This window comes from Rhizobium sp. 01L419 (assembly GCF_056400025.1).
The window spans coordinates 34061-58940 of the sequence record NZ_JBFTSM010000009.1 but is presented as its reverse complement, the minus strand read 5'-3'; the positions used below and the strand labels follow the sequence as shown (position 1 = coordinate 58940).

Below are 24880 nucleotides of genomic sequence, written 5' to 3'. Positions count from 1 at the left end.
ATCTGATTTTGATCTGGCGTGCGATATGGACGAATTTTGGGTATTTGGCTACGGCTCGTTGATGTGGAATCCGGGCTTCGAATTCGTAGAGCGATCGCAAGCCCTGGTTTACGGCTATCGGCGCTCGCTTTGCGTCCGTTCTTTCGTTCATCGCGGCAGCCGTGAAAATCCCGGTCTCGTTCTTGGCCTCGACAGGGGCGGCGCCTGCCGCGGCATGGCTTTTCGCGTCGCACCGGAAAAGTGGGACGAGGTCATCGACTATCTGCGCGCCCGCGAACTCGTCACCAATGTCTACCTGGAAAAGCATTTGCGGCTRCAACTTCCGGAAGGCCGCAGCGCGCAGGCGGTCGCCTATGTCGTCGACCGCGCCCATGAGCAATACGCCGGCGCGCTGGATGCGTTTGCCGCAGCGCGGGTCGTCAATGTGTCGGTCGGCCAGTCAGGGCCGAACGATGCCTATGTCTTCAATACACTTTCCCATCTGAAGGACATGGGTATTCGCGACCAGTGGCTGGAACAGGTGGTCGAGGAAGTCACGCGGCTGCGCGCCGCCGCTTAGGCCGTCGCAGCCTTTGCCTTACGCAGCTGGGCTAGCCGTTCCACCGCCGTCGGTGGCAGCGGCACATGCGGGTTGCGTTCGACCGTGTCGATCAGAAGCTGGTCGCTGGCGCTTTCCGTCACGTCGATCAGATGGGCGAAGAAGGCGTCGGGATCCATGCCGGGCATGATGGGCGGCAGGATCTGCACCTTGAAATGACCGGGATAACGCATGGTGCTGCGGCGGGGCCAGAACAGGCCGGGATGCATGACGATGGGTACGACAGGAAGCTGCAGGTCGCGATACATGCGGGCGATGCCATATTTGTACATTGGCTCGGCGCCCGGCGGGCGGCGCGTGCCCTCGGGATAGATGATGAGCTGGCGGCCGGTCGCAAGTTCTTCCTTGGTCCGCTTCAGCACCTCCACCATCACCTTGCCGCGGGCGCCGCGGTCGACCGGGATCATGCGCTGCCTCTTGGCATACCAGCCGAAAAGCGGGATCCACATCAGCTCGCGCTTGAGGATATAGACCGGGTCCTTGAGGTTGGGCAGCAGCGCATAAGTGTCCCAGAAGGACTGGTGCTTCGGTGAAATGATGTAGCTGCCGTCAGGCAGGTTCTCCAGGCCTTCGATCTCGAACGTGGTGCCGACGATCACTCGCATCAGCCAGTGGTTCGAGCGCGCCCAGTTCTTGGGAACGCTGTAGGCGATCTTGCGCGGCGCGATGAAGTAAAAGGGGGAGAGCACGATCATCCTGATGATGAGGTTGGCGTAGAAGATCGTGTTGAACAGAACGGAACGCAGGGCGATCATGAAACTTTCCCGAGGCACGGTCACGCCGACCGACCTACACGATATTGCCCGCCATAAAAAGCGTCTGATTGCCGGAGCGGGTAAAAGCCTCAGCTCTGGCCGGTCAGGTTGGCAGAACGCAAGCCCGTATGACGCAGGCCGACGATGTTGCGCGCACCTGCCAGCAGCAACTTGGTGTATTCGGCCAGCATGACGCGTAGGGCGTTCGGATCGGTGAACCAATCGCGCGTCTTCAGATCGGAATTGACGACAGGATAGGGGATGAATTGAATGTCGGGATCGACATAGGAGAGCTCGGCGAGGCTGCGCGGCATATGGTAGTTGTTGGTGACGACCAAAATGCTCCTGTAGCCCTTGGCATGAATCCAGTTCGAGGCTTCCTCTGCATTGCCGATCGTATCGAGCGCGTCGTAACCGATGTCGACGCAGCAGGAAAAGAGATCGGCCGAGCCTTGAGTCATCTTGCGGATCTGCGTTGGCGTGGTGGAGGGGTGCGCGCCCGATATCAACAGCCGCTTGCCTGCGCCTTTCTGCAGGAGTTCTACGGCCTGATCGATGCGCTGGTAGCCGCCGGTCAGCACGATGATCGCGTCGGCCCGCGGCTCGGCAGGTGGCTTCAGGGTCGTCACCGAATCTGCAAAGCGCAAAAAGCCGCCGAAGATCAGCGCGGCGATCAACACGCAGGAAAAGCCCAGCCAGCGCAAGACGCGGCGAATCGGGCCACGCCGCGGCGAGACGCTATCGGGGCCATCCAGCTCCGGGTCCGGGCGAATCGGATTGCGTGTCGTATGGCCCATCGTCATGAGTCGTGATTATACGCTGATTGCGGCGCAGAACAGACGCTTTCATGGCAAAACGGCATGGCGGTATCTAATTCGCGATACCGTCCGCACGCGTCGGATCGGAGCGCAATGTATCGATTTCATAGATCGTGCGCATGACGGTGAGCCGTGCGGTCACGGTCGTCAGCAATGCGATTACAATCATAGTCGCGAAGATGCCGAGATAGCCGAGCGCCCCGACCGAAAAGGTGCCGAAAAGAGCTGTCGCCTGATCGGTCTCGGGTGTGGCTATGGTCCTGCTCTGCAGAAAGCCTGCTGCGGCGAAGAAGAGTGCGGCCAGTGCGCTGCCGATTGCCGAGCCTTTGAGGCTGATCTTCAGGAAATGCTTCTGGAATTCCGTTGCGACGAAGGAGCTCTCCGCGCCGACGAAATGCAGCACTTCGATGATGTGGCGGTTGCCGGAGAGTACCCCGCGCGTGGCGAAGACCACCGTCAGCACCATGGCGGTGAAGACGAGCAGCAGGATGCCGGTGCCGATCATGACGGTGGTGCGGGCCATCGCAACCAGGCGGTCAACCCAGGTGCGGTGATCGTCGAGAAAAGCCTGCGGAATGCTCTCTTTCAGAAGATCCCGCATCGCTGCGAAGTCCGGCGGACGGCTCTCGTCGATGGTGATGATGACGAGACGCGGCACGGGCAGTTCCTTGATATCCAGTCCGCTGCCGAGCCAGGGCTCGAGAAGGCGCGCCGTGGCGGCCTCGTCAACGATCTGGCCGCTCTTGGTGCCGACGAAGGTCAGGGCAATATCGCGGGCCTTAATCAGGGCCTTGTCCATATCCAGATTATCGTCAGGTTTGATCTGGATGGTAATCTCCCGGGAAATCTGGCTTTCCCAACTCGCCGCCGTCGAGCGGACCATGCTGACGCCGCCGAGTGTCAGGCACGCCAGGAAGGCCATGATGGCGATCACCACCATCAGCGCATTGCCCTGAATATTCGTCGGCGGCAGGATCGGCGCCGTCGGGCGCACGCGCATCTCCGGCCGCTTGGGCTGCTGGGCAGCAATGGCGGCAGGTGCCTTTTCCGCGCGGGTCCTGGCGGGCGTCTTAGTCATAAATATCGAGATGCCCTTCCGAGAGAATCATGCGGCGGGCTTCCACCTGGTCCATCAGCGAGAGATCGTGGGTGGCGATCACCACTGCGGTGCCCAGACGGTTGAGTTCCATGAAGAGGTTCAGCAGGCGCTTGGCCATCGGCGGGTCAACATTGCCGGTCGGTTCGTCGGCAAGCAACACTTCCGGCCGGTCCATCAGCGCGCGGGCGATCGCGGCGCGTTGTTTCTCACCGCCTGATAGTACCGGCGGCAGAACATTGATGCGTTCGCCGAGGCCAACCCATTTCAGCAGGTCCAGCACGTCGGTTTTGTAGGTGCTCTCGTCCTTGCCACGTACGCGAAGCGGCAGGGCGACATTCTCATATGTCGTCAGGTGGTCGAGAAGGCGGAAATCCTGAAAGACGATGCCAACACGACGGCGCAGCAGCGGCAACTCAGGGCGCGGGATCTCGGAGATGTCGCGGCCGAACATGCGGATCAGGCCGCGTGTCGGCTGTAGCGACATGAAGAGCAGGCGCAGCAGCGTGGTCTTGCCGGCACCGGAAGGGCCGGTCAGAAACTGGAAGGACTTTTTCGGGATGTCGAAGGTCAGGTCCCGGAGAATTTCCGGACCCATGCCATATCGCAAACCGACATTCTCAAAGTGGATCAACGGGCAGCTCAGTCTTTCGTGGTTTCACCGCATGACTTGTTAACCAACACCGTTAACAGCAGGTAAATTTTGCCGAAAAGACGCCCGTTTGATGGCGATCTTTGCGAAGCATTAACTATTGAAATTTACGACTGGGGCGGATTCGTTTCAATGCCAAGATTGTCTTGAGCAGTGAAACCATGTGGACATCCGAGAGGTCGCCACCATGGAAGCATCCTCCTTCAGACGACAGACCGCCGGCCGGGCCTATGATTTTCTGCCGCCGGAACCAACTATCCGACGGACCCGACGCTTGCCGCGCAGGGATGACGTTGCCGATGCCGAGTTCATTGTTGTCGGTAAGGCGCGGCCGCAAGGCGCATCTGCCGGTGCCCGCGACACGACCCATAACGACAAACGCCGTCGCAGCGCCCCACCCAACGCCCAGCCGCCGGTCCTGTTTGCTGCTGCCGCCGCGATCCTCCGTGGGACGGAGATCTGGCTGCAACGTGCGTCGCTGCGCGGTTTTGCGGCGCTGGTGATTTCGCTCTTCGTTCTGGTCTTCAGTCTTGCCGGTGGGTTCTCCGGCCTTTCGCAGGGGGAGGCTTCACCTGCCGGCCTTCACTTCTCGCATGTCACGATCACGCCGCGCGATGCCAATGGCATGCGCATCCTGCTCATTAACGGCATCATCGAGAATGAGAGCGGTGTGACGCAATCGGTGCGGCCTATCCGCGCCGATCTCGTGACCGATGAGCGGCTGATGGCGAGCATCGTCATCACGCCGCCGACGGATGCCATTTATGCCGGCCAAAGCCGCGGTTTTTCGGCCCGTGTTCAGCATGCCGGCGGCAAGGTGCCGGATATCAGGCTTTCCTTCATGCCTTGAGCGCCGAGTGGCGTTTTTAGGTCGATCGGCGGGAAAACCTGTCCTTCCGGGGTGTTTCGACGGAATTAATGTGCTAACGGCTTACCCTTCTTTTTGTGGAGCAAGCCTTTATGCCTGTCGTGCGCGGAAAAAACATCGAGCCGCTCTTCACTGCCGAGCAGATTGCCGAGCGCAATCATTCCATGGCGCAGGATATCGCCGCCGGCCCGACGAAGGATCTGCTGGTCATTGCCGTGCTCAAGGGCTCGTTCATCTTCGCGGCCGATCTGCTGCGCGCCCTGCATGATACAGGCCTTGCTCCCGAGGTGGAATTCATCACGCTCTCAAGCTACGGCGCGGGTACGGTTTCGCAGGGCGTGCGCATCGTTAAGGACATCGACAGCGACGTGAAGGACCGGGACGTTCTGCTCATCGACGACATCCTCGAATCCGGTCGCACGCTACTGTTTGCCAAGGAACTGCTCTATGAGCGCGGTGCACGCAACGTTACCATCGCCGTGCTGCTCGACAAGCGAGTCAAGCGTAAGGAACAGCTGGAAGCAGACTATGTGGGCTTCGAGTGCCCCGACTATTTCGTTGTCGGCTATGGCATGGATGTCGCCTACGCCTTCCGCGAACTGCCCTTTGTCGGCGTGGTTACCGGTGACGCGTAAGGTGTCTTGCTTCAAGACGGCTTGTTAACCATTTCGCCGATCGGCTTGGCATGTTTACCGATCGCTAGGGAACCGCATGCGATCTCCGTCGCGGGGCATGACGACGGAGCAATGCACAGATGGCAAAAATTCTGATCACGGAAGACGAAGATTCCCTTCGCACTTTCGTAGCCCGGGCACTACGCCTTGACGGTCATGAGACCGATGAAGCCGCCGATGGGGCGGAAGGGCTGGAAAAGCTGAAGGGCGGCAATTACGACTTGCTGCTTTCCGATATCCGTATGCCGGTTATGGACGGCATCGAACTTGCGCATCAGGCGAAGGACGCATTTCCAGCGTTGAAAATTCTGCTGATGACCGGCTATGCCGAACAGCGCGAACGGGCCGACGATCTCGCAGAAAAAATCATCGATGTCGTACCGAAGCCGTTCGCCCTGCCGGATATCCGCAAGGCCGTAGCGCGAGCGCTGGTGGCCTGATATTTGACGGCGCGGGCGTGCCGACAGGCACGCCAGCAATCTGCATTCTCTCCCAGTATCACTGAATATCCAGCAACCGCTCGAGATATTGCCGCTCGATCGCCTGGGTCGGATTGTTGCCGAGCTTCTCGCGGATAGCGTCCAGAATCTCTCGGGCGCGCTGAACATCGATCTCGTCGGGTATCTTCACATCGTTGTTCATATCCGGTCCGAGATCGGTCTGGCGCGGGCGGCCGAGCGGATCGCGGCCGTTCTGGTTGCCCTGGCCGAGCTGGCCGTTTGGACCCTGCTGTCCTTGCTGGCCCTGCTGCGCCTGCATCATCTGGCTCATCATGTCGCGAGCGCCCTTGCGCAAGGCTTCGAGGGCCCGGCCCTGGCCTTCCAGGGCGCTGCTGCCGTTGCCCTGTCCGAGGTCGCGGCCAGCGCCTTCCATTTCGCGCTGTGCCTGACCAAAGCCTTCGCCCGGCTTCATGCCCATATCGCCGAGGCTCTTCTGTAGTTCCTGCAACTGCTTGCCGAGCGCATCCTGCTGGGCACGAAGCTGCTTTAATGCTTCGCGCAGTTGCTCGGCCGTCATCTGGTCACCGGGTGTCTGGCCTTGCTGTTCCTGCTGACCCTGTTGCTGCTCGCCTTCCTCGCCCGGCATCATGTCGTCCATATTGGGATCACCGCGCTGCATGCGGTCGCGGAGCTGCTGGTCGAGGCGGAAGGTCTGGTCCATCAGCTTCTGCTGATCGCGCAGGATCTGGCCCAGCTTGTCCATCTGCTGCGTCATCTGGCTGTTTTCCTGCTGCTGGCCGCGCTGCGGGCGGGCCGTCTGCAGGTTGTTCATCAGCCGCTGGAGGTCCGAAAGCATCTGCTGGGCGGCATCGCGATTGCCGGAGCGTGCCAGGTTTTCGATCTGGTCCATCATGCGCTGCAGATCTTGCTGGCGCAGGAAATTCTGGGCGTTCTGGTTGGGCTGCATCGGCATGTTCTGCAGGCGCTGTGCCAACTCACTCATATAGTCCTGCATCGCCTTGCGCAGTTCGTCCATCAGCTTCTTGATCTCGGCGTCCGGCGCATTGCGGTTCAGTGCATCGGCAAGATTCTGCTGGGCGTCGCGCAGGCGACGCTCGGCAAGCGAAAGATCGCCTTCCTCGATGCCGAGGGCAATGTCCCAGAGATACTGGGCCGTATCCTTGAGCTGCTCATCGCCCTTGGCGAGCTTCATGCGGGTCAGCGCGGACTCGATCAACAGGTAATGAGTGGTGTTCGGGATCGTCTCCTCCGGCCGGATCGTCAGTGCTTCGTTGAGCGCGATCGCATCCGGCATTTTGCGAGTATCGAGAGCGAAGGTCTGTCGCTCTTCGGCGACGGCCGCAGCCAAGGGCTCGCTGAACGGACGCGACGGCATGATCATCTCATAGGGCGGGCTGCGACCCGTCTGCCCCGCGGCGTCCTTGGCGACGAGAGTGATGCGCATGCGTTTGCCGGCGAGTGGATGTTCGGTCAGGTTCTTGCTCGTCAGGCCTTTGCCGTCACGCGCATTGCGGCGGGGAATGTCCAGCTTGAATTCCGGCAGCGGATAGAGCGGCGTTGCGGCCGGATCGGATTCGACGGGCACGATCTCGGCATGGGCCTCCTGCACGCCGTAGTCGTCCTTCACCGTAAAGCCGACTTCCAACGCGCCGTTGACGGCGCGACGCGGCATGCCGTCGAAGGCGATTTCCGGTGCCTTGTCGGGCAGCACGTCGAAATTCCAGGTGCGGCCGTTCGCCTGCAGCGCGCCATTCTCCTCAAGTTTCATGATGTGCGTCTGCGCCATCAACTGGGGTGCTGTGGGCGCGCCTGAGGCCTGCTCTGCATTTACGTTTGTAGTCGGCAGCTGTGGCCGAGTGTCTTCCTGAACTGCGATTTCCTGGCTTTCGCCATTAGCCTTCCTGAAGATGACCTTCTCGGCCGATTGGCCGCCGCTGACACGCACCGTCAGGCTGGAAAACTGCGGAATGCCGATCGGCGCCTGTTCGCTGCCATCGGCTGTCAGATAAATTGGCGGGCGGCCGGTATAGGATGGCGGGGTCACCCACGCATCGATGCGCACGGCCGGATCGCTCTTTACCTGAGCGGGTGCCGACTGCAGTGCATCGGCGATGGACCCGCCATTGATCGACGTGGAATAGCCGAAGGCGGTAGCGACCAGCAGCGCCGGAATGGCGCGCAGTGCGAAGCGGTCGTGCCGGGCGATATCGGGCTGCGGCAGGCCGGCGTCGAGCGTTGCGATCTTCCGCGCCATTCGCGTCTGGTGTTCGCGCCACAAGGCGCGGGAGAACGGTGTATCGAAGGCCGGCTCATCCTCCTGCACCATGACGGGCTGGTGCGGCAGGCCGTTGCGCTCTTCAAGCATGCGGTCGGCCTCAACTACCCGCGGCCAGCGAAGATTGCGCAGTGGCAGCAGCGAAGCAAGGAAACCAGCAGCAAAGGCGATCAGGAGAAGAATGCGCAGCCAGTCAGGCACGACGCGGAAAAAGCCGAACCAGGAGATCGATAGATAGATCGCGACGACGCCAGCAGCCGGGATAAGAAGGGGAAGGATCTGCTCGGCGAAAAGCACGATCCTGGCCAGGAAACGTTTTGCCGCCACCATCCGCGCCAGAGAGGGTTGAAGCGCGAATGCGCCTTTCTTCTGCCTTGCGGGGCTTGTCATCAATCCGGTCTCCGCGATCTGGCGTTCAGGAAACAGAGGGCGCTTCCGGCGATTGCTGGGCAATACGCTCGCGAAGGAAAAGGATAACACTCTTTGTGGCGAAGGCGAGGGCGAGGGCCTGTGAATACCGGTTTTTCGCGTGCGGTCGCCAAAAAGTGATTGCGGCCTTCAAAGCGTGTCGTGCATCTTTCGGATGCGCTCGCGACGCTTTTCATCTTTGTCTCACGCATCTCGTTATCGCAAAACCGCTGCGCACTTTTGCGCGATATGCGTTAGTCCAGCCAAGCCGGGACGGAATCGAGACCGATCAGTTCCGAGTAGGTGCGGCGCGGGCGAATGACATGGAATTCGTCGCCCTTGACCAACACTTCAGGCACCAGAAGGCGGCTGTTATAGGTGCCGGCCTGAACCGCGCCATAAGCGCCGGCTGTGCCGACAGCCAGGAGATCGCCGGGCTTCGGCGTCGCCATTTCGCGGTCGAGGGCGAGGTAATCGCCGGTCTCACAGACGGGGCCGACGACATCGGCGCGGATGCGCGGGGCATTGGCTGCCGAAATCACCACTGGCATGATCTCGTGATAAGCCTCGTAGAGCGTCGGGCGGATGAGGTCGTTCATCGCGCCATCGACAACCACGAAGGTCTTTTCGCCGCCGTCCTTCATATAGATGACTTCGGTCACGAGGATGCCGGCATTGCCGACGATCAGGCGTCCGGGCTCGGCGACGATCTTGCAGTTCAGGGCGCGAAGCTGGTTCTTGACGATTGCGGCATAGGCCTCCGGTGAGGGCGGCGGGTTGTTGTCGTCCTTGTAGGGAATGCCGAGGCCGCCACCGATATCGACGTGGTGGATATCGTGGCCGTCGGCGCGCAACGTGCTGACCAGATCGTGCAACAGCTTGAAGGCATCGTCAAAGGGCTGCAACTCGGTGATCTGGCTGCCGATATGCATGTCGATGCCGGTCACCTCGATGCCCGGCAGGCTGGCGGCGCGGGCATAGATGGCGCGAGCGCGTTCCCAGGATATGCCGAACTTGTTTTCCTTCTTGCCGGTCGAGATTTTCGCATGCGTGCGGGCATCGACATCGGGATTGATGCGGAAGGAGACGGGGGCCTTCTTGCCGGCGCGCACGGCGCGCTGGTTGAGGATCTCCAGTTCCGGTTCGGATTCGACGTTGAAGCAGTAGATGCCGGCTTCCAGCGCATAATCCATTTCATGCGGCGTCTTGCCGACGCCGGAGAACATGATGCGGCTGGCCGGGATGCCGGCGGCAAGCGCGCGGCGCAGTTCACCTTCGGATACAACATCGATGCCGGCGCCGAGCCGGCCGAGCGTTTTCAGCACGGCCTGGTTCGAATTGGCCTTCATCGCATAGCAGACCATGGAATCGACATCGCCGAAGGCTTCGGAGAAGACCCGGTAGTGACGCTCCAGCGTTGCCGTCGAATAGACGTAGAAAGGCGTGCCGACCGCCTTGGCGATCTCAGGAACGGGGACATTCTCGGCATAGAGGATGCCGTCGCGATACTCGAAATGGTTCACGGGAGTCCGGCCTTAGAGAAGGGGATCGAGAATAAAGGGCTTGTCGACGGAACCTGGTTGTTTCGTCGGCTTGGAGATATCGCCCCCCTTCGTCGCATTGGCGCTCGGCGGATCGAGGTCGCCTTTGCGGCCGCATCCGGCAACGGCAAGGCCGATGACGGCAAAAACCACCGTAAGGCGGATGAGATGCGGCAAGCTCGTCTGCATGGATATCCTCATATCGGGCACTGGCTGGCATCTTCATAGCGAAGTTTATCAACCTTGTGCACCCTGATTATTGAAGCTTAATGCTCAGCGCATTTCCGGACGGAGAGGCGGTTTGCCCTTCACCCGGAGGTGCTTCAGTTGCGAGCGCGCCAGTAGGCGATCTGTTTGCGGACTTCCGACGGTGCGGTGCCACCGAAGCTCTTGCGGCTGGCGACAGAGGCCTCGACCGTCAGCACGTCATAGACCTTGTCGGTGATGGCGGAATTGATCGCCTGCAGATCGGCGAGCGGAAGCTCGGCGAGATCGCAGCCCTTGCTTTCGGCAAGCGCGACAGCGCGGCCGGTGACATGGTGGGCATCGCGGAAGGGAAGGCCTGCCTCGCGCACAAGCCAGTCGGCAAGATCGGTCGCCGTCGAATAGCCGGAGCCTGCAGCGGCCTTCATTTTTGCCGTGTTGATCGTCATGTCGCGCACCATGCCGGTCATGGCGGCAATCGCCAGTTCCAGGCTTTCGGCGGCGTCGAAGACCTGTTCCTTGTCTTCCTGCATGTCCTTGGAATAGGCGAGCGGCAGGCCCTTCATGATCGTCAGCAGGGCGATCAGCGAACCGTTGATGCGGCCGGTCTTGGCGCGCACGAGCTCGGCGGCGTCAGGGTTCTTCTTCTGCGGCATGATGGAGGAACCGGTCGAGAAGGCGTCGGAGAGGCGCACGAAACCGAATTGCGGCGTCGACCAGATGACGATCTCTTCGGCGAGGCGCGAGAGATGCACGGCGCAGATCGCGGCAATCGCGAGGAATTCGATGGCGAAGTCACGATCGGAGACAGTGTCGATCGAGTTGCGGGTCGGCTCGCGGAAGCCGAGGGCCTTCGCCGTCATGTGACGGTCGATCGGATAGCCGGTGCCGGCAAGTGCGGCCGCACCGATCGGGCTTTCATCCAGATGCTCGATCGCATGGCGCACGCGTGAGCGATCGCGGCCGAACATTTCCACATAGGCCATGCAGTGGTGGCCGAAGGTGACCGGCTGAGCGGTCTGCAGGTGTGTGAAGCCGGGCATGACGCTATCAGCATGTTCCTCGGCGCGATCCAGGAAAGCTGCGATCAGCTTGGTCAGCATCGCCTCGGTCTTCTGCAACTCTTCCTTGACCCAGAGGCGGAAATCGAGCGCCACCTGGTCGTTGCGCGAGCGGGCAGTGTGCAGGCGACCGGCCGCCGGGCCGATGAGGGTCGCAAGCCGGGCCTCGACATTCATGTGAATGTCTTCGAGCTGGCGCGAGAATTCGAAATTGCCGCTTTGGATTTCTGACAGGATCGTGTTTAGCCCGTGAACGATCTTGTCCTTATCCTCGGCGGAAATAATGCCCTGATGGGCAAGCATCGTGGCGTGGGCGATCGATCCGCGGATATCCTGGGCAAACAGCTTCTTGTCGAAACCGATCGAGGCATTTATCTCCTCCATGATCGCATCGGGGCCGGAGGCGAAACGTCCACCCCACATCTGGTTGGAGGATTTGGTGTCCGTGTTGTCCTCGGCCATGGAAGATGCCCGTCCTGGAGAATGAAATGACGACGAAAAAACCCTTCGGCCTGCCGTCCGTGAAACTGATCGCAATCGCTGCCGTTGCTGGCATCGTTGCCGGTGCGGCAGCGGTATACGTGAAGGAGACGGGGATTGGCAATGGCGTCGGCGATACGGCTTCGGCCGAATGCCCACTGACGAAAGAGCACGCCGCCAATCTGACGCCACTCATGAGGGGCCAGGTCGCCGCCATGGTTGCCGCCAATCAGCCGAAGAAGCTTGAAGCCGTTGCCTTCAACGGCCCTGACGGCAAGCCGATGACGCTCGATCATTTTGCCGGCAAGACCGTGCTTCTCAATCTCTGGGCCACATGGTGCGTGCCCTGCCGCGAGGAGATGCCGGCACTGAACGCGCTGGAGAAGGAAATGGGCAGCGACAAATTCCAGGTCGTACCCGTCAACATCGACACCGGCGATGACGAAAAGCCGAAGGCGTTTCTCAGCGAAATCGGTGTCGATGCATTGCAGCTCTACCGCGACAACACGATCGGCGTCTTCAACAGCCTCAAGAAGGAAGGCCTCGCCTTCGGTCTGCCGGTCACGCTGTTGCTCGACGACAAGGGCTGCCTGATCTCCGCCATGAATGGTCCGGCCGCATGGGACAGTGAAGATGCCAAAGCGTTGATCAGAGGTGCCGTGGGTTCTTAGGCGCGTCGGTCAGGAGTCGCCGGCGCCTCGGATGAGGAAGACACCCGCAAGTCCGATCAGGACACAGCACTGCAACAAGAATATCGGCAATTCGCTCGACATGGTATTTCCTCCCGTTCACGGCAAGGAAAGCATTTCGCGAGCGTTTATTCCATTCGCCTATTCAGGCGAGAGCTCAGCTTAGCGGGTCGGAACCGGTGTTTCGCCGCGATAATCGTAGAAGCCGCGGCCGGATTTGCGGCCGAGCCAGCCGGCCTCGACATATTTCACCAGCAGCGGGCAGGGGCGGTACTTGCTGTCGGCGAGACCGTCATGCAGCACCTGCATAATCGAAAGGCAGGTATCGAGGCCGATAAAATCGGCAAGCTGCAGCGGTCCCATCGGGTGGTTGGCGCCGAGCTTCATGGCGGTGTCGATGGCATCGACCGTACCGACGCCTTCGTAAAGCGTGTAGATCGCCTCGTTGATCATCGGCAAAAGGATGCGGTTGACGATGAAGGCTGGGAAATCCTCGGCGACCGTAACCGTCTTTTCCAGCGATGCGACGAATTCGCGGGCGGCGGAGAAGGTTGTTTCCTCGGTCGCGATGCCACGCACCAGTTCCACGAGCTTCATGACCGGAACCGGGTTCATGAAGTGAATGCCCATGAAGCGCTCAGGGCGATCCGTTGCTGCAGCCAGCCGGGTGATCGACAGCGAAGAAGTGTTGGTGGCGAGGATCGCTTCCGGCTTCAGTACCGGACAGACCTGCGTATAGATCTTGCGCTTGACGCTTTCGTCCTCGGTCGCCGCCTCGATGACCAGATCGGAGGGGGCGAGGTCATTGACATCGGCTGAGCCGGTGATGTGCGAAAGGGCGGCGCTGCGCTCTTCGTCCGTCATCTTGCCGTTTGTCACCAGTCGGGCGAGATTGCCGTTGATGGTGGCAAGGCCGGATTCGATGCGGTCCTGCGAGAGATCGTAGATATGAACCTTGTATCCTGCGGCGGCCGAAACATGAGCGATACCGCAGCCCATCTGGCCGGCACCGATGATACCAATATTCTTCAACACCGCACTCATCTCCACCCCCGCCCGGCATACACCCCCGCGCTGCCGGTATTTCTATATGAAATTGCCGGACGAAACATCGCCCGGCAAAAGTAGTAGACCGATAGAAGACAATTTTCCAGCCATTCGCAAGTGCGAAAAGAAGGCAATGTGCCCGATCAGAGGGCTTTTTCGAGTTCCGGCAGGGCGTCGAAGAGGTCTGCCACAAGTCCATAGTCGGCGATCTGGAAGATCGGGGCTTCCTCATCCTTGTTGATCGCGACGATGACCTTCGAATCCTTCATGCCTGCGAGATGCTGGATAGCGCCGGAGATGCCGCAGGCGATGTAGAGCTGCGGGGCGACGACCTTGCCGGTCTGGCCGACCTGCCAGTCGTTCGGGGCGTAACCGGCATCAACGGCGGCGCGCGAGGCACCGACGGCAGCACCGAGCTTATCGGCAACCGGCAGGATGACTTCCTTGAATTTTTCCGCAGAGCCGAGCGCGCGGCCGCCGGAAATGATGATCTTGGCAGACGTCAGTTCCGGTCGCTCCGAGGCTGAAAGCGCGTCGGACACGAAGTTCGAGAGACCCGGATCAGAAACGGTCGGAATTGCGTCGACGCCAGCCGAGCCGTCCTCGCCAGCCGATGCGAAGGAGGCGGTGCGCACGGTGATGACTTTCTTGCCGTCAGTTGCTTGCACTGTCTGGATGGCATTGCCGGCATAGATCGGACGCTTGAAGGTATCGGCCGAAACCACTTCGATGATTTCGGAGACCTGGGCGACGTCGAGCAAGGCTGCGACGCGGGGCATCACGTTCTTGCCGGTCGAGGTCGCAGCGGCGACGATCGTATCATAGCTGCCGGCCAGCGAAATGATCAGGTCGGCGAGCGGTTCCGCAAGATTGTTTGCGAGTTCGTCGCTTTCGGCGAGTAGCACCTTGGAGACGCCGGAGAGCCTCGCAGCTGCATCGGCTGCCGCCTTGGCGCCCTTGCCGGCCACGAGAACGTGGACGTCGGTTCCCGCTTCCCTGGCAATCTGCGTTGCAGCGGTCAGGGCCTTGCCGGTCTGGTCGGAGAGGCTCGCATTGTCGTGGTCAGCCAGAAGAAGAATGGCCATGATCGTATTCCTTTCTCGAACCTTAGAGTACGCCGGCTTCGTTCTTGAGCTTGTCGACAAGCTCGGCGACCGACTTCACCTTCACGCCCGCCTTGCGGCCGGACGGCTCTTCCGTCTTCAGCACCTTGAGGCGCGGAGTGGTGGAAACGCCGAAATCGGCCGGGCTCTTCTTGTCGAGCGGCTTCTTCTTCGCCTTCATGATATTCGGCAGCGTGGCGTAGCGCGGCTCGTTCAAACGCAGGTCGGTCGTCACGACGGCGGGAAGCTTGACCTTGATCGTCTGCAGGCCGCCGTCAATCTCACGGGTAACGGTGGCGCTGTTGCCGTCGATCTCGACCTTGGAGGCGAAGGTCGCCTGGGCCGAGCCGAGGAGGGCCGCGAGCATCTGGCCGGTCTGGTTGCTGTCGTCGTCGATCGCCTGCTTGCCAACGATAACAAGGCCCGGCTGTTCGGCGTCGGCAACACCCTTGAGGATCTTTGCCACAGTGAGCGGCTCGACCGCATCATCGGTCTCGACGAGGATGGCGCGGTCGGCGCCCATGGCGAGAGCGGTGCGCAACGTTTCCTCGGCCTTGGCCGGGCCGATCGAGACGACGACCACTTCCTCGGCCTTGCCGGCTTCCTTCAGGCGAAGGGCCTCCTCGACCGAAATCTCGTCGAACGGGTTCATCGACATCTTGACATTGGCAAGGTCGACGCCCGATCCATCCGGCTTGACGCGGATCTTCACGTTGTAATCGACAACGCGCTTGACTGGGACGAGAATTTTCATGGGGTCCTTCCTTCGAACAGAGATGGGCCTTCAACAGAGACGTCTGGGAAAATGCGCGCTCGGGCGCCGCTCCGATTGTCGAATGGCGACATGGATACGCGTTTTTCCTCCAAATACAACGCTTCCATCGCGTAGCCAGTCGATTTGAACGGCAATATATTAACGTTTACGTTCACGTCAATATTAAAGCTTGTCGCGCCCCCATGGCAGGCGAGGCGGCATAGGCATGCCCGACGCAGTAACGCGGATGGGGACCAGCCGATCTTGGACGGCGCGCGGGGTGACGATCTGCCGATCGAAAAGCGGCACACCTGGCCGGCGTAGGATGAGAATAAGTAGGGTGCCCGTGACGATGCCGCCGACATGTGCACTCCATGACACGTTGCCGTCGGGATCGATCAGCAGCATGAAGAACTGCTGACCGACCCAGAGCAGGAGCGGAATGAAGGCCGGCAGCGGCAACGGCACGCGGAAGAAGACCAGCACCCAGACCCGTACGCGCGGATGCAGCATCAGATAGGCGGCCACCACACCCGAAATCGCGCCCGATCCGCCGACGAGCGGCGCTTCCGACGTCGTCATCAGTAGACCATGACAGAGGGCGCCGGCCGCAGCGCAGACTAGGTAGAAGACGAGGAAACGCAGGTGTCCCATCGCGTCCTCGACATTGTCGCCGAAGACCCAGAGGAAGATCATGTTGCCGGCAAGATGCCAGAAGCCGGTGTGGATGAAGGAATAGGTGATGTAGGTCGCTGCTTCCGGCACGATCTCCAGCCCCGGCGCCAATACTGCATGGCCGAAGATGATGGCAGGGATATAGCCGAGCCCTATGGTCGTGGCCTGCGCGACCTGCTCGCTTTCGACCGAGGTGAAAATCCAGGCCGCGATGTTTGCCGCCATCAGGCCGAGTGTGACCCACTGAACTTTAATGTGCTTCAGCGTATTTGCATCGTGCAGCGGTATGAACATGAAAGCCTGCCCCCGGGCGATCGTGACTGTGACGAACCTATCTGTTTTTTCCGGGAACCCAAAGCACATCTGCCTTGCCGCCATCATTGGCATGACGGGCGGCAACGAACAGGAAATCGGAGAGGCGGTTGACGTATTTGAGTGCGGCGGCGCCGACAGTTTCTCCGTCGCTGCGGGCGAGCGCGACCATCAGCCGTTCGGCGCGCCGCGCGATCGTGCGAGCGAGGTGCAGATGGGCGGCGGCGGGGCTGCCGCCTGGCAGCACGAAGGATTTCAGCGGCTCCAGATCGGCATTCAGCCTGTCGATGTCCTGCTCCAGCCGGTTCACCTGGCTTTCGACGATGCGCAGCGGCTCGTAGGCCGGCGGCTCAGCAGTTTCGGGTGTGGCGAGGTCGGCGCCGAGATCGAAGAGGTCGTTCTGGATCAGCGCCAGCATGGCGTCGAGTTCGGCTAGCTCCGCCGTGTGCAATCTTGTCACGCCGATCGCCGAATTGGCTTCGTCGATGGTGCCGTAGGCTTCGACGCGCAGGTCGTGTTTGGTGCGGCGCGGGCCGGAGACCAGCGCAGTCGTGCCATCATCGCCGGTTCTGGTGTAGATCTTGTTGAGCTTTACCATTGCCGCTCTCAGATCAGCTCGGGCGTCCGCCGCCAGTCAACCAGAGCGTCAGCATGATCAGGAGGACGGCGATCGCCTGCAACAGCACGCGAAGCTGCATCAGTTTGTTGGAAAGGTTTGCGTCGCCACCCTTCATCATGTTGAACAGGCCGCGGATCAAAACGAGGGCAACGAGGCCCATGACGATGATCGCGATGACGTAGGTGACCGTGGACATGGCAGTCTCTTTTCTTCTCAATCCGTCCAGCGCATCAGGCGGTAGAAGAGGTCGGCCGGAAGCAGCCTCTTCAGCCATATGCCCTGTTTAGCCGGAGTCGTTACGGGATAATGTGGCTTTGGATTTTTCGAGTTCAATGCATGCGTCAATACTGCATAGACGGCCTCGGGGCCAAGCTTGTGGCGGTTGACCGGGCCTGAGCCTTCAAGGCGGGCAAGCTGTCGGCGGTACTCGACCGCATGGGGTGAATTTTCGAGGTCGATATGTTCCTTGATCTTCGCCAGCGCGTTTGCCGTAAAGCGGCTGGTGATCGGTCCCGGTTCGATCAGGCTGACGTGAATGCCGCTTCCCTGCAGTTCCATGCGCAGGGTGACGCTCAGGCCTTCCAGCGCGAATTTCGAGGCCGTGTAGGCGCCGCGATAGCGGTAGGGCACGAGGCCGAGGATCGAGGAGCATTGCACGATGCGGCCCTGACCGTGCCGGCGCATGAAGGGAATGACCTGCCTGGTCAGTTCGTGCCAGCCGAAGACGTTGGTTTCGAACTGCTCGCGCAACACCTGTGTGGAGATATCCTCGACCGCGCCCGGCTGCCCGTAGGCGCCGTTGTTGAACAGCGCATCGATCCTGCCGCCGCTGCGTTCGGTCACTGCACCTACCAGTGCCGAGATCGTTTCGGGCTGCGTGTAGTCCATCAGGAGGGCTTCGATGCCGTCTGCTTCGAGCGGCGATAGATCCTTGGTTTTGCGCACCGTGGCAAAGACACGCCAGCCGTCGGCTTTCAGGGCGCGTGCGCAATAGGCGCCGATGCCGGAAGAGCATCCGGTTACGACGATGGTGCGCTGGTCGGCCATTCAATGATTCCTGTACAAAATGGGACTCGTTTCCCATATTCGCCGAAAGGATACAATTGGGAAGCCGAATGCCGAAAATCCTGCGCACGCTGTACGATGTGGTCTATGATGCCATCTGCCACCTCATCGACGATGACGGTTTTGCCATGGCAAGCCATGTGGCGCTTTCGAGCCTGCTTGCGGTCTTTCCCTTCCTGATCTTCGGCACGGCGCTCGCCAATTTCCTTGGGGCCGACCAATTTTCGATTTATGCGATCCACTTCATCTTTGACACTTGGCCGGAGGCAATCGCCAAACCGCTTTCGGATCAACTTGTCGAAGTTCTGACAATCCCCCGTGGCGGTCTTCTCACGATTTCTGTACTGGCGGCCGCTTATTTCGCCTCGAATGGCGTAGAGGCACTGCGCATCTCTCTCAACCGCGCCTACCGAGTGCAGGAAACCAGGCCGTGGTACCTGACACGTCTTTTCAGCCTCGGTTATGTTCTTGTTGCGGTCATTATTGTCGCCGCCATCAGTATCCTGCTCGTCGCCGTTCCCGTCGGTCTCAATTATGCGCGCGATTGGCTCTTGCATAACGACACTCTCGAAGTGCTTCCAGAAGTCGTGCGCCAATGGTTGCCAACGGCCGTCGACACGCTCGAAATCGTTTTCGGCTGGCGTATCTACGGAACCCTGGTGCTCCTGACACTTGGCCTTTTGGTCGTCCATCTCTGGCTGCCTTCGGGCAAGCGTCGCGTGTTCGACGTCGTTCCGGGTGTATTTCTGACCCTGCTGCTCTGGCTCGCCGGCGCGCTGATCTTTGCTTATTATCTCGCGACCTTCGCCAATTACACCGCCACCTATGCCGGCCTGGCATCCGTCATGATCGTGCTGATCTTCCTTTACATGGTGAGCGTCATCTTCATCGTCGGAGCGGAGATCAATGCGGCATTGATGAAGTTTCGGGTGTTGCGCAATTTCTCACGTACCTTTTCGGTGGTCGGGCGTGACCGCGTTGCCGGCTCAAAGCCCGACAAGACGGCGAATATCGGCAGCTGACAGACCACTTGCGCGCAATTCCGCAAGGCCGGTGTCGCTCTGGCTCTTGGAAAGCTTTCGGCCCTCTCCATCCGCAACGAGTCGATGATGGTGATAGACGGGCTGTGGCAGGTTGAGCAGGTTCTGCAGCAGCCTGTGTACCGAGGTGGCGTGGAAGAGGTCGAGGCCGCGTACGACATGGGTCACGCCCTGCAGCGCATCGTCGATGACGACGGAGAGGTGATAGCTGGAGGGGGCATCCGAGCGTGAGAGAACGACATCGCCCCAGGCGCCGGGCTCGGCCAGGATTTCGCCCTTCCGCTCATCACCGGTCTCCGTCCAGAACAGCGGTACACCGATCAGATCCAATGCCCTGTTCATGTTGAGCCTCCATGCATGTTTGAGACCGGATGCCAGCATCGCATCGCGCTCTTCCTCGCTGCGGTCACGGTCGTCGGCTGGATAGCACGGCGTGCCGTCGGGATCGCGAGGCCAGCGTTCGCCTGCTCTCTCATAGGCGGCGAGGCGTGTTTTGACTTCACCGCGCGTCAGGAAAGAGGGATAGACCAGTCCGCGTTCGATCAGTGAACGAAGAGCTGCCTGGTATTCGGAAAAATGTTCCTGTTGGCGACGGACCGGCCGTTCCCATTCAATGCCCAGCCACTCGAGATCGGTGTAAATGCCGGCCTCGAATTCGGGTGTGCAGCGCGTCAGATCGATGTCTTCGATACGCAGCAGCAGCCGGCCGTCTGCGGCCTTGGCCATGTCGTCATTCAGGAAAGCCGACAGCGCGTGACCGAGATGCAAAGGCCCATTGGGGCTCGGGGCGAAACGGAATAGGGGTTTTTGACGCGGAGTCGTGATCATGCTTTCTTCTGGCATGGATTTGAAGCGATCGCGAGGCAAGGTGCGGGTCATCAGCAAAGAGAAGGATATCGAGGAGGGGCTTGCCGCTCTTCTTGTTCTCGATCCCCGGCTCGTGGCAATTGCCAGGGAGGCAGGTTCTGTCCCGCTCAGGCTTCGCGAGCCGGGATTTGCCGGCCTTGCCCACATCATCGTTTCGCAAATGGTATCGCGCGCCAGCGCTGAGGCGATCTGGCGGAAGATGCAGCCCGAGAGCGGATTGCTGAGCGCTGAGACTTACATACTGCTTCATCCCGAGGCTTGGCGTGAATTCGGACTGTCCCGCGCCAAGGCCGACACGCTGACGCGGATCGCACAGGCCGTCGCTTCCGGGCGAATCAATCTGCACGAACTGGTCCAAAAACCACCCGGCGAAGCGCTCGCCGAACTGGTGGCGCAGAAGGGAATCGGTCCCTGGACAGCAGAGGTCTATCTGATGTTCTGCGGCGGGCATGTGGATGTGTTTCCAGCCGGCGACGTCGCACTTCAGGCCGCTGTCGCTGCGGCATTCGGTCTCGCTGAACGCCCGCCGGCCAAGGCGCTCGCGGGGCTTGCGGAAATCTGGTCGCCGTGGCGCTCGGTCGCCGCCCGGCTTTTCTGGGCTTATTACGCCGCAAAAATGCGTCGCGACGTGCTGCCGATCGGCTAACGGACGCCCTCCCTCAATTCGCCTTTATCCGCTGAATTTATTGGACTTCACAATCCTGTAACAACCGGCCTAATATACAAGTGCAGATGCCGAATCGATCCAGGAGGGCTCCTTGACGATTGCAGTCTCCCCACAGGCCCTGCCGGCGCTCGTTCTGAACGCTGACTACCGGCCGCTGAGTTATTACCCCTTGTCGCTCTGGTCCTGGCAGGACGCGATCAAGGCGGTATTTCTCGACCGTGTGAACATCATCGCGGAATATGAGCACGAGGTTTCCTCACCGAGCTTCTCGATGCGGCTGCCGAGTGTCGTTTGCCTGAAAACTTATGTACAGCCATCCCGCAATCCTGCTTTCACTCGTTTCAACGTCTTCCTGCGCGACAGGTTCGAGTGCCAGTATTGCGGTGCGCATGACGATTTGACCTTCGACCACGTCACCCCGCGCGCTCATGGCGGCGAGACGACCTGGGAGAATGTCGTTGCGGCCTGCTCGCCCTGCAATCTGCGCAAGGGCAGCAAGCTTCCGAAGCAGGCAGGCATGTTCCCCGCTCAGAAGCCATACCAGCCGACGGTGCAGGATCTGCACAATAACGGCCGGCTTTTCCCGCCAAACTATCTGCACGATAGCTGGCTCGACTACCTTTACTGGGATACCGAGCTGCAGCCCTGATCGAAGCCCCTACGCAGTCTTCTTCACGCTCCAGAAGGCGAAGGCCGCGAGGATCAGGCTTGCGATCACATTCCAGCCCGCAAAAGACAGGCCGAGAACGCGTAGCGCTGCATCCGTGCAGGACGGGCCCTTGATCGTGTTCAGTTCGCCCAGAAGGTCGCCGGCATTGGTCGTCATGCTGCTTGCCGTGGTCGAGCAGGTAGCCGGGCCTGCCCAGAAATGCCATTCCACGCCCGAATGATAGACGCCCATGCCGGCGCCGACGAGCATCAGGATGCCGACGGCGAGAATGATGGCGCGCGTCATCCAGTTCGGCAGGCCGATGACGGCCGCAACGGCGCCGAGGATGGCGATCGGAATGCCGTAGTAATAGGGCTGGCGCTGCAGCAGGCAGAGCGCGCAGGGAATATAGCCGCCGATATACTGGAAGCCGAGAGCCGTTCCGACGACCACGGCCATGCCGATGGCAAGCAGCAGAGAGTAGACGACGCCCGAACGGGCAAGCGGCAGGGTGGAGGCGTTCATGGCGGAACTCCGCGAAGTTGGCTCAGTGGGCAAGATATCGGTAGGCTAGATATAGCACGATCACGAACGCCGCGCCGATGCCGACGATCTGTCCGAGGCGCTTCTCGATGAAGTGACGGATCGGCTCGCCGTAACGGCGCAGCAGCCAGGCGAGGAAGAGGAAGCGGGCGCCGCGAGCGATAATCGCTGAGACGATGAAAAGCGGCAAGCTGACGTGGATGACGCCGGACAGGATCGTCACGATCTTGATCGGCGGCAGATGCGCCAGACCTGAGGTGACGAGCAGCAGCAGGATCGTCTCGTAAGTGACGTAGGATTTCATCTGCTCGAATTCATCGAGCTTTCCATAGAATTCAAGAACCGGGCGTGCCACAGCTTCGTAGGCGTAATAGCCGAGCGCCCAGCCGGCGATGCCGCCGAGCACCGAGGCGACGGTGGCGACGATCGCATAGCGATAGGAGCGCTCGGGCTTGGCGAGCGCCATCGGCAGGAAGAGCACGTCAGCGGGAACGAGAAAGACGGAACTTTCGACGAAGGCGATGACGGCGAGCCAGACTTCGGCCGATTTTTTCGAGGCCAGAGACATGGTCCAGTCGTAAAGTCTGCGGAGCATCCGTTTCCTTTCCCTGTTGCAACGCACAAAGCATTAGGGGGCGATCACGACGCTGTAAATGCTCGGCCTGCGGCTTACCGGGTTTAGTGTTGAAAATTTCGTGATCTGCGTCGACTCCTCCTCCCAAAATTTCGCGGGATGGCAAGCCGGCGAATCTGCGGCAAGCTTTATGCGAGTCGAAATACCGGGTGGCATGCCATGCGATTGAGGGTGATAGAAGGCGGGCTCGCTGCGGCCGAACAGCGGGGTCGCGGAGCCGAGAGCCGTAGGCCGGACAGCGAGGATGTCCGCCGTGAGGCGGCGCGACGTCTTGGTGCCAGCGGCTATAACCGTTCACGGGTCATGGAATTTGCCGCTGGTGTGCCGATGCCGGCCGTACTCAAATATCTCGCCATGCAGATCAATTTTGCCGCCGAAGCGATTTCCAGGCTCGATCCGATCCCGGCCGATTACCATTCGGATCTCTACTGGCCGAAGATAGACGACATCACGACAGCGTGATCAGGTCTGCCCGCAGATCGCACGATGTGCGGGAATAACGAGGCCTGCGCACTGTTCCCACCTCGTGACGTTGCGGCCCGTGCGGCGGCGCTTTTACGACAGATCCATGGATTTTTCCCACTGTTGGCGCATCACGTTCATTGCGGTGCGCTTCTGTGCCATTTCACTGACGATCGTACGCAGATGCGGATGGCGCGACATGAACATGTTGAAGTCACGCCGATCGAGCACTTCGAACTGGCAAAAATCGACGGCCGTGACATCGGCAGTGCGGCGTCCGCCGCTGAGCAACGCCATTTCGCCGAAAAAGGCCCCGGGCTCGAGCCGCACAGCCCCGCTTGCAAGCCGTACTTCGACTGCGCCGGAAGAGATGAAATACATGCTGTCACCGCGATCCCCGCGGCGGATGACGCGCTCGCCGGGCGAGGCGAGTTTGGGGTTGAACAGCAGCAGCAGTTCCTCGAGCGCATCCTCGCCGACTTCGGAGAAGAGCGGGAAAGTCTCGACCAGTTGCTGGATCCGCAGATGATGCTGGCGCGCGCGTTCCTCGCCGAGCGCCCTGATCTTTTCCAGTTCCCGCGCCAGGGCATCCTGGTTCTTCCGGCCGTAGCTTTCGTAGAGACGCGGCCATTTCTTCTTGATTTTGCGGTTCAGCTTCTCCGCCACGAAGATGACAAGCGGGTTCAGTGTGATGGAGAGAATTGCTGCGGCGAGGATCAGGTCTTGTCCCTCGTGCGGCAGGAGCCCGAGCGAAACGCCAAGGCCGGCGAGAATGAAGGAGAACTCGCCGATCTGGGCAAGGCCGCCGGCTGCCGTCAGCCCCATGCCGATCGGATAACGCAACAGGGCTACGATGCCGAAGGAGATGACCGCCTTGCCGATGATGATCAGTGCCAGTGCGCCGATGACGGCGAGAGGCTGATGTACGATGATCGAAGGGTCGAAGAGCATGCCGACCGAGACGAAGAACAGCACCGAGAAGGCATTCTGCAGCGGCAGGGAATCGGCGGCGGCGCGATGGCTGAGATGGGATTCGCTCATGACCACGCCTGCGAAAAAGGCGCCGAGCGCAAAGGAAACGCCGAAGATCGCCGCCGAGCCGAAGGCGATGCCAAGCGCGATGGCGAGCACGGTGAGCGTGAAGAGTTCACGTGAGCCGGTCCGGGCAATCAATGTCAGAAGCCAGGGCACGATGCGGGGGCCAAGGAAGATCGCCATGGCAGCAAAGGCCACAACCTTCAGCAAGGTGAGTGCGATCGTCACCGAAAGCGGCAGATCGAGGCCGTGCGTGGCGGCGTCGCTTGCGTGACCGCCCAGAAGTTCGGCAAGGGCCGGCAGCAGGACGAGCGCCAGCACCATGGCGAGATCCTCGACGATCAGCCAGCCGACGGCAACGCGCCCGCCTGCGGTGTTGACGAGGTTGCGCTCTTCCAGCGCTTTCAGCAACACGACGGTGCTGGCGACCGAAAGGCTGAGCCCGAAAACGATGCCGGCGCCGAGGCTCCAGCCCCACAACTCCCCGAGACCGATGCCGAGCAGGGTCGCAAGCAGGATCTGGCCGATGGCGCCCGGAACGGCGATGCCGCGGACAGCCAAAAGATCAGATGCGGAAAAGTGCAGGCCTACGCCAAACATCAGCAAGATCACACCCATTTCGGCAAGCTGGCTCGCCAGCTCCGTATCGGCGACGAAGCCCGGTGTGAACGGGCCCATGACGATACCGGCGACGAGATAGCCGACCAGCGGCGGCAGCCGCAGCCTGTCGGCGCCATAGCCAAGAATTGCCGCGAAGACGAAGCTTATGGCTACCGTTGCGATGAGTCCCGCTTCTTGATGCATCAGCCCTCTCAAAATGCCCTGCGG

At 60.7% G+C, this 24880-nt stretch carries 28 protein-coding genes; 9 read left to right on the top strand and 19 right to left on the bottom strand.

Annotated features, from left to right (window positions below; translation table 11 throughout):
• Window positions 1-25: 25 nt before the first annotated feature.
• Window positions 26-559, top strand: a complete 534-nt coding sequence (locus tag AC1DUP_RS18615) for a gamma-glutamylcyclotransferase (RefSeq protein WP_113308216.1) — start codon at window positions 26-28, stop codon at window positions 557-559.
• Here the strand turns inward: AC1DUP_RS18615 and AC1DUP_RS18610 are convergent.
• From AC1DUP_RS18610 to ftsE, 4 genes are all read right to left on the bottom strand, one after another.
• Window positions 556-1353 carry a lysophospholipid acyltransferase family protein gene (locus tag AC1DUP_RS18610; protein WP_113308215.1) on the bottom strand — a complete coding sequence of 266 codons (798 nt, stop codon included), beginning with the start codon at window positions 1351-1353 and terminating at the stop codon, window positions 556-558. The genes AC1DUP_RS18615 and AC1DUP_RS18610 overlap by 4 nt on opposite strands.
• A gap of 89 nt (window positions 1354-1442) precedes the next feature.
• Entirely contained in the window at window positions 1443-2156 is a 714-nt protein-coding gene (locus tag AC1DUP_RS18605; protein ID WP_477833668.1) for a YdcF family protein, read from the bottom strand.
• A 67-nt stretch (window positions 2157-2223) separates the two neighbouring features.
• Entirely contained in the window at window positions 2224-3249 is a 1026-nt protein-coding gene (locus AC1DUP_RS18600) for a cell division protein FtsX (RefSeq protein ID WP_477833666.1), read from the bottom strand.
• Window positions 3242-3901, bottom strand: a complete 660-nt coding sequence (ftsE, locus tag AC1DUP_RS18595; protein ID WP_113299088.1) for a cell division ATP-binding protein FtsE — start codon at window positions 3899-3901, stop codon at window positions 3242-3244. The genes AC1DUP_RS18600 and ftsE overlap by 8 nt, the downstream gene beginning before the upstream one ends.
• A gap of 205 nt (window positions 3902-4106) precedes the next feature.
• Between ftsE and AC1DUP_RS18590 the strand changes: the two genes are divergently transcribed.
• The 3 genes from AC1DUP_RS18590 to AC1DUP_RS18580 all read left to right on the top strand — a co-directional run bounded on the left by AC1DUP_RS18590 (window position 4107) and on the right by AC1DUP_RS18580 (window position 5901).
• Window positions 4107-4769, top strand: a complete 663-nt coding sequence (locus AC1DUP_RS18590; protein WP_477833664.1) for a hypothetical protein — start codon at window positions 4107-4109, stop codon at window positions 4767-4769.
• Between the two features lie 110 nt (window positions 4770-4879).
• Window positions 4880-5422, top strand: coding sequence for a hypoxanthine phosphoribosyltransferase (gene hpt / locus AC1DUP_RS18585; RefSeq protein WP_113299086.1), 543 nt, complete (start codon window positions 4880-4882; stop codon window positions 5420-5422).
• Window positions 5423-5541: 119 nt separating this feature from the next.
• Window positions 5542-5901, top strand: a complete 360-nt coding sequence (locus tag AC1DUP_RS18580) for a response regulator (RefSeq protein WP_113299085.1) — start codon at window positions 5542-5544, stop codon at window positions 5899-5901.
• A 58-nt stretch (window positions 5902-5959) separates the two neighbouring features.
• On the opposite strand, the gene AC1DUP_RS18575 is transcribed toward AC1DUP_RS18580, so the two are convergent.
• The 4 genes from AC1DUP_RS18575 to argH all read right to left on the bottom strand — a co-directional run bounded on the left by AC1DUP_RS18575 (window position 5960) and on the right by argH (window position 11873).
• Window positions 5960-8587: a TIGR02302 family protein gene (locus AC1DUP_RS18575; protein WP_477833661.1), complete on the bottom strand. Its 2628-nt coding sequence runs from the start codon at window positions 8585-8587 to the stop codon at window positions 5960-5962.
• A 272-nt stretch (window positions 8588-8859) separates the two neighbouring features.
• Complete coding sequence (gene lysA / locus AC1DUP_RS18570) at window positions 8860-10128, bottom strand: diaminopimelate decarboxylase (RefSeq protein ID WP_477833659.1); 1269 nt, start codon at window positions 10126-10128, stop codon at window positions 8860-8862.
• Between the two features lie 12 nt (window positions 10129-10140).
• Window positions 10141-10335 carry an LPS translocon maturation chaperone LptM gene (gene lptM / locus AC1DUP_RS18565; RefSeq protein ID WP_113299082.1) on the bottom strand — a complete coding sequence of 65 codons (195 nt, stop codon included), beginning with the start codon at window positions 10333-10335 and terminating at the stop codon, window positions 10141-10143.
• 134 nt (window positions 10336-10469) lie between these two features.
• On the bottom strand, window positions 10470-11873 hold the full coding sequence (argH, locus tag AC1DUP_RS18560) for an argininosuccinate lyase (RefSeq protein WP_477833657.1): 1404 nt from the start codon (window positions 11871-11873) through the stop codon (window positions 10470-10472).
• Window positions 11874-11899: 26 nt separating this feature from the next.
• Between argH and tlpA the strand changes: the two genes are divergently transcribed.
• The gene (gene tlpA, locus AC1DUP_RS18555) at window positions 11900-12562 is read left to right on the top strand and encodes a thiol:disulfide interchange protein TlpA (protein ID WP_477833655.1); all 663 of its coding nucleotides are present in this window, start codon (window positions 11900-11902) and stop codon (window positions 12560-12562) included.
• Window positions 12563-12742: 180 nt separating this feature from the next.
• On the opposite strand, the gene AC1DUP_RS18550 is transcribed toward tlpA, so the two are convergent.
• The 7 genes from AC1DUP_RS18550 to AC1DUP_RS18520 form a co-directional block, all read right to left on the bottom strand.
• Window positions 12743-13624 carry a 3-hydroxybutyryl-CoA dehydrogenase gene (locus AC1DUP_RS18550; protein WP_113299080.1) on the bottom strand — a complete coding sequence of 294 codons (882 nt, stop codon included), beginning with the start codon at window positions 13622-13624 and terminating at the stop codon, window positions 12743-12745.
• A 146-nt stretch (window positions 13625-13770) separates the two neighbouring features.
• A complete protein-coding gene (locus tag AC1DUP_RS18545) occupies window positions 13771-14712 on the bottom strand; it encodes an electron transfer flavoprotein subunit alpha/FixB family protein (RefSeq protein ID WP_477833653.1) in 942 nt (313 codons plus the stop codon).
• A gap of 22 nt (window positions 14713-14734) precedes the next feature.
• Window positions 14735-15484 (bottom strand): electron transfer flavoprotein subunit beta/FixA family protein, encoded by a 750-nt coding sequence (locus AC1DUP_RS18540; protein ID WP_113299078.1) that lies wholly within the window; start codon window positions 15482-15484, stop codon window positions 14735-14737.
• Window positions 15485-15667: 183 nt separating this feature from the next.
• Window positions 15668-16453, bottom strand: a complete 786-nt coding sequence (locus tag AC1DUP_RS18535; protein ID WP_477833650.1) for a rhomboid family intramembrane serine protease — start codon at window positions 16451-16453, stop codon at window positions 15668-15670.
• A 37-nt stretch (window positions 16454-16490) separates the two neighbouring features.
• A complete protein-coding gene (locus AC1DUP_RS18530; protein ID WP_477833648.1) occupies window positions 16491-17069 on the bottom strand; it encodes a cob(I)yrinic acid a,c-diamide adenosyltransferase in 579 nt (192 codons plus the stop codon).
• Window positions 17070-17082: 13 nt separating this feature from the next.
• Window positions 17083-17286: a twin transmembrane helix small protein gene (locus AC1DUP_RS18525; protein ID WP_113299075.1), complete on the bottom strand. Its 204-nt coding sequence runs from the start codon at window positions 17284-17286 to the stop codon at window positions 17083-17085.
• A gap of 17 nt (window positions 17287-17303) precedes the next feature.
• Window positions 17304-18137 (bottom strand): SDR family oxidoreductase, encoded by an 834-nt coding sequence (locus AC1DUP_RS18520; protein WP_477833646.1) that lies wholly within the window; start codon window positions 18135-18137, stop codon window positions 17304-17306.
• Window positions 18138-18205: 68 nt separating this feature from the next.
• Between AC1DUP_RS18520 and AC1DUP_RS18515 the strand changes: the two genes are divergently transcribed.
• Window positions 18206-19177, top strand: a complete 972-nt coding sequence (locus AC1DUP_RS18515; protein ID WP_113312009.1) for a YihY/virulence factor BrkB family protein — start codon at window positions 18206-18208, stop codon at window positions 19175-19177.
• On the opposite strand, the gene gluQRS is transcribed toward AC1DUP_RS18515, so the two are convergent.
• Window positions 19142-20023 (bottom strand): tRNA glutamyl-Q(34) synthetase GluQRS, encoded by an 882-nt coding sequence (gluQRS, locus tag AC1DUP_RS18510; protein WP_113312010.1) that lies wholly within the window; start codon window positions 20021-20023, stop codon window positions 19142-19144. The two genes, AC1DUP_RS18515 and gluQRS, sit on opposite strands and share 36 nt — an antisense overlap.
• Here gluQRS and AC1DUP_RS18505 point away from each other — a divergent pair.
• Together AC1DUP_RS18505 and AC1DUP_RS18500 are read left to right on the top strand one after the other, a co-directional pair.
• Entirely contained in the window at window positions 20022-20708 is a 687-nt protein-coding gene (locus tag AC1DUP_RS18505) for a DNA-3-methyladenine glycosylase family protein (RefSeq protein ID WP_477833643.1), read from the top strand. The genes gluQRS and AC1DUP_RS18505 overlap by 2 nt on opposite strands.
• 112 nt (window positions 20709-20820) lie before the next feature.
• Window positions 20821-21378 carry an HNH endonuclease gene (locus AC1DUP_RS18500; RefSeq protein ID WP_113299070.1) on the top strand — a complete coding sequence of 186 codons (558 nt, stop codon included), beginning with the start codon at window positions 20821-20823 and terminating at the stop codon, window positions 21376-21378.
• A 9-nt stretch (window positions 21379-21387) separates the two neighbouring features.
• Here AC1DUP_RS18500 and AC1DUP_RS18495 read toward each other — a convergent pair whose 3' ends face one another.
• Together AC1DUP_RS18495 and AC1DUP_RS18490 are read right to left on the bottom strand one after the other, a co-directional pair.
• Window positions 21388-21903 (bottom strand): disulfide bond formation protein B, encoded by a 516-nt coding sequence (locus AC1DUP_RS18495; RefSeq protein WP_113299069.1) that lies wholly within the window; start codon window positions 21901-21903, stop codon window positions 21388-21390.
• Window positions 21904-21925: 22 nt separating this feature from the next.
• Window positions 21926-22516 carry a YqaA family protein gene (locus AC1DUP_RS18490; RefSeq protein WP_113299068.1) on the bottom strand — a complete coding sequence of 197 codons (591 nt, stop codon included), beginning with the start codon at window positions 22514-22516 and terminating at the stop codon, window positions 21926-21928.
• 198 nt (window positions 22517-22714) lie between these two features.
• Between AC1DUP_RS18490 and AC1DUP_RS18485 the strand changes: the two genes are divergently transcribed.
• On the top strand, window positions 22715-23017 hold the full coding sequence (locus AC1DUP_RS18485) for a hypothetical protein (RefSeq protein WP_113299179.1): 303 nt from the start codon (window positions 22715-22717) through the stop codon (window positions 23015-23017).
• 93 nt (window positions 23018-23110) lie between these two features.
• Here AC1DUP_RS18485 and AC1DUP_RS18480 read toward each other — a convergent pair whose 3' ends face one another.
• Window positions 23111-24856 carry a cation:proton antiporter domain-containing protein gene (locus AC1DUP_RS18480; protein WP_113299067.1) on the bottom strand — a complete coding sequence of 582 codons (1746 nt, stop codon included), beginning with the start codon at window positions 24854-24856 and terminating at the stop codon, window positions 23111-23113.
• Window positions 24857-24880: the final 24 nt, after the last annotated feature.

Bases quoted from the DNA above. Each gene is read 5' to 3' on its own strand.
- AC1DUP_RS18610 (WP_113308215.1), bottom strand. From the start codon at position 1,353: ATGATCGCCCTGCGTTCCGTTCTGTTCAACACGATCTTCTACGCCAAC.
- AC1DUP_RS18605 (WP_477833668.1), bottom strand. From the start codon at position 2,156: ATGACGATGGGCCATACGACACGCAATCCGATTCGCCCGGACCCGGAG.
- AC1DUP_RS18600 (WP_477833666.1), bottom strand. From the start codon at position 3,249: ATGACTAAGACGCCCGCCAGGACCCGCGCGGAAAAGGCACCTGCCGCC.
- AC1DUP_RS18590 (WP_477833664.1), top strand. From the start codon at position 4,107: ATGGAAGCATCCTCCTTCAGACGACAGACCGCCGGCCGGGCCTATGAT.
- hpt (WP_113299086.1), top strand. From the start codon at position 4,880: ATGCCTGTCGTGCGCGGAAAAAACATCGAGCCGCTCTTCACTGCCGAG.
- AC1DUP_RS18580 (WP_113299085.1), top strand. From the start codon at position 5,542: ATGGCAAAAATTCTGATCACGGAAGACGAAGATTCCCTTCGCACTTTC.
- AC1DUP_RS18575 (WP_477833661.1), bottom strand. From the start codon at position 8,587: ATGACAAGCCCCGCAAGGCAGAAGAAAGGCGCATTCGCGCTTCAACCC.
- lptM (WP_113299082.1), bottom strand. From the start codon at position 10,335: ATGCAGACGAGCTTGCCGCATCTCATCCGCCTTACGGTGGTTTTTGCC.
- argH (WP_477833657.1), bottom strand. From the start codon at position 11,873: ATGGCCGAGGACAACACGGACACCAAATCCTCCAACCAGATGTGGGGT.
- tlpA (WP_477833655.1), top strand. From the start codon at position 11,900: ATGACGACGAAAAAACCCTTCGGCCTGCCGTCCGTGAAACTGATCGCA.
- AC1DUP_RS18550 (WP_113299080.1), bottom strand. From the start codon at position 13,624: ATGAGTGCGGTGTTGAAGAATATTGGTATCATCGGTGCCGGCCAGATG.
- AC1DUP_RS18545 (WP_477833653.1), bottom strand. From the start codon at position 14,712: ATGGCCATTCTTCTTCTGGCTGACCACGACAATGCGAGCCTCTCCGAC.
- AC1DUP_RS18540 (WP_113299078.1), bottom strand. From the start codon at position 15,484: ATGAAAATTCTCGTCCCAGTCAAGCGCGTTGTCGATTACAACGTGAAG.
- AC1DUP_RS18535 (WP_477833650.1), bottom strand. From the start codon at position 16,453: ATGTTCATACCGCTGCACGATGCAAATACGCTGAAGCACATTAAAGTT.
- AC1DUP_RS18530 (WP_477833648.1), bottom strand. From the start codon at position 17,069: ATGGTAAAGCTCAACAAGATCTACACCAGAACCGGCGATGATGGCACG.
- AC1DUP_RS18525 (WP_113299075.1), bottom strand. From the start codon at position 17,286: ATGTCCACGGTCACCTACGTCATCGCGATCATCGTCATGGGCCTCGTT.
- AC1DUP_RS18520 (WP_477833646.1), bottom strand. From the start codon at position 18,137: ATGGCCGACCAGCGCACCATCGTCGTAACCGGATGCTCTTCCGGCATC.
- AC1DUP_RS18515 (WP_113312009.1), top strand. From the start codon at position 18,206: ATGCCGAAAATCCTGCGCACGCTGTACGATGTGGTCTATGATGCCATC.
- AC1DUP_RS18505 (WP_477833643.1), top strand. From the start codon at position 20,022: ATGCTTTCTTCTGGCATGGATTTGAAGCGATCGCGAGGCAAGGTGCGG.
- gluQRS (WP_113312010.1), bottom strand. From the start codon at position 20,023: ATGATCACGACTCCGCGTCAAAAACCCCTATTCCGTTTCGCCCCGAGC.
- AC1DUP_RS18495 (WP_113299069.1), bottom strand. From the start codon at position 21,903: ATGAACGCCTCCACCCTGCCGCTTGCCCGTTCGGGCGTCGTCTACTCT.
- AC1DUP_RS18490 (WP_113299068.1), bottom strand. From the start codon at position 22,516: ATGCTCCGCAGACTTTACGACTGGACCATGTCTCTGGCCTCGAAAAAA.
- AC1DUP_RS18485 (WP_113299179.1), top strand. From the start codon at position 22,715: ATGCGATTGAGGGTGATAGAAGGCGGGCTCGCTGCGGCCGAACAGCGG.
- AC1DUP_RS18480 (WP_113299067.1), bottom strand. From the start codon at position 24,856: ATGCATCAAGAAGCGGGACTCATCGCAACGGTAGCCATAAGCTTCGTC.